This window comes from Streptomyces sp. MBT53, assembly GCF_016654115.1.
In the GTDB taxonomy this organism is placed as follows: Bacteria; Actinomycetota; Actinomycetes; order Streptomycetales; family Streptomycetaceae; genus Streptomyces.
Genome location: NZ_JAEQAZ010000423.1, coordinates 1 through 1,652, shown reverse-complemented (window position 1 = coordinate 1,652; position 1,652 = coordinate 1). Strand labels below are relative to the sequence as shown.

The 1,652-nt window shown below is 75.2% G+C and carries 2 pseudogenes; one reads left to right on the top strand and one right to left on the bottom strand.

Going from position 1 to position 1,652, the window contains the following annotated elements:
* Positions 1–352, bottom strand: a pseudogene (locus tag JHN45_RS51820) (hypothetical protein); the annotation flags it as partial.
* 130 nt (positions 353–482) lie between these two features.
* Between JHN45_RS51820 and JHN45_RS51815 the strand changes: the two are divergent.
* Positions 483–1,652, top strand: a pseudogene (locus tag JHN45_RS51815) (DNA-binding protein); the annotation flags it as partial.

Below are 1,652 nucleotides of genomic sequence, written 5' to 3'. Positions count from 1 at the left end.
GTGCGGGGGCGGGTTTGGCGGGGCGCGGGCGCGGTACGACCCGGCGCAGGCCCTTGGGCCGCAGATCGTCCTCGTGGTCGCGCTGTACGGGTACGGAGGTGGACGGCGCCCGGGGGACACCGGCGCCGGTGCCGGCCGCGGCGACGACCTCGTCCGGGGTGCCGAGGCCCTTCAGGATGCGCTGGACGGCGGCGGGTGTGTCGGCGGTGGCTCCGGCGCGGCGCCGGTCGATCTCGTTGCGCAGCTCCGACACCAGCCGCATCCGGGTGACCGAGGGCAGCTGGCGTTGCTGCGCGACGTCACCGACGCGGCTCAGATACTCGTAGACGACCTGGTCGCTCTCGATACCCACGAAGTCCCCTCCGGGGCGGGTGCGTTGGATACCCCGTGGTGGCAGACGTTACCGCCAGCGGGCCCGGTGCCGGGAACCTCACGTCGTGCACGCTCCCCCACGGTCACACCCACCCGCTACCGTGGGTCGGATGAGCACTCCGGCCACGCCGCCCCGTTCGCTCGCGGAGGCACTCCGAACCAGGGACGACGCCTCCCTGGCCGCGCTGCTGCGCAGCCGCCCCGACCTCATCACGCCCGTGCCCACCGATCTCACCCAGCTCGCGACCAGGGCCGGAACGCGCGCTTCGGTGGTGCGGGCGCTGGAGCGGCTGGACCGTTTCACGCTGCAGACCGCGCAGGCGCTGGCCGTGGCGGCGGACCCGGCGCCGTACGACGAACTGCTGGGGCTGATGGCGGGCGACGCGCGTGATCCGGCGGTGGCGAACGTGTTGCCGCGCGCCGTCGCGGCGCTGCGCGAGCAGGCGTTGGTGTGGGGCGGGGAGGACCGGCTGCGGCTGGTGCGGACGGCGCGTGAGCTGCTGGCGCCGGCGCCGCAGCATCCGTCGCCGACCGGGCTCGGTCCTACGGTCGCGGAGGCCACGGCGGGCATGTCGCCGGGCCGGATCCAGGAGATCGTGACGGCGGCGGGCCTGCCCTCCACGCACGACCCGGTGTCGGCGGTGGCGGCGCTCACCAAGCTGTTCACGGCCCGGCGGCGGATGAAGACGCTGCTGGCCGGTGCCCCCGAGGAGTCGCTGGAGGTGCTGAACCGGCTGGTGTGGGGGCCGCCGTACGGGCAGGTGACGGCCGATCCGGCGGCCCGGCTGCGCTGGCTCATCGACCGGGGGCTGCTGCTGCCGACGGCGCCCGGCACGGTCGTACTGCCGCGTGAGGTGGCTCTGTATCTGCGGGCCGGGCGGGCGCACCGGGAGACGGAGCCGGTGGCGCCGCCGGTCGAGGCGAAGGCGACGCACCGTCCACAGGTTGTGGACGCGGCGGCGGCCGGGCAGGCGTACACGGCGCTGGCGACCGTCGAGGAGCTGCTGAAGGACTGGGACGAGGGCGGGCCGACGGTGCTGCGGGCCGGTGGCCTCAGCATCCGCGACCTGAAGCGGACCGCCGTCGCACTGGACCTGGCGGAGCCGGTCGCCGCGTTCTGGGTCGAACTCGCCTACGCCGCGGGCCTGTTGGCGTCGGACGGCGAGGCGGACGAACGGTATGCGGCGACCCCGGCCTACGACGAGTGGCTGGAGCAGCCCGCCGCGCAGCGCTGGACGCACCTCGCGGAGACCTGGCTGACGGCGACCCGGACGTCCGGG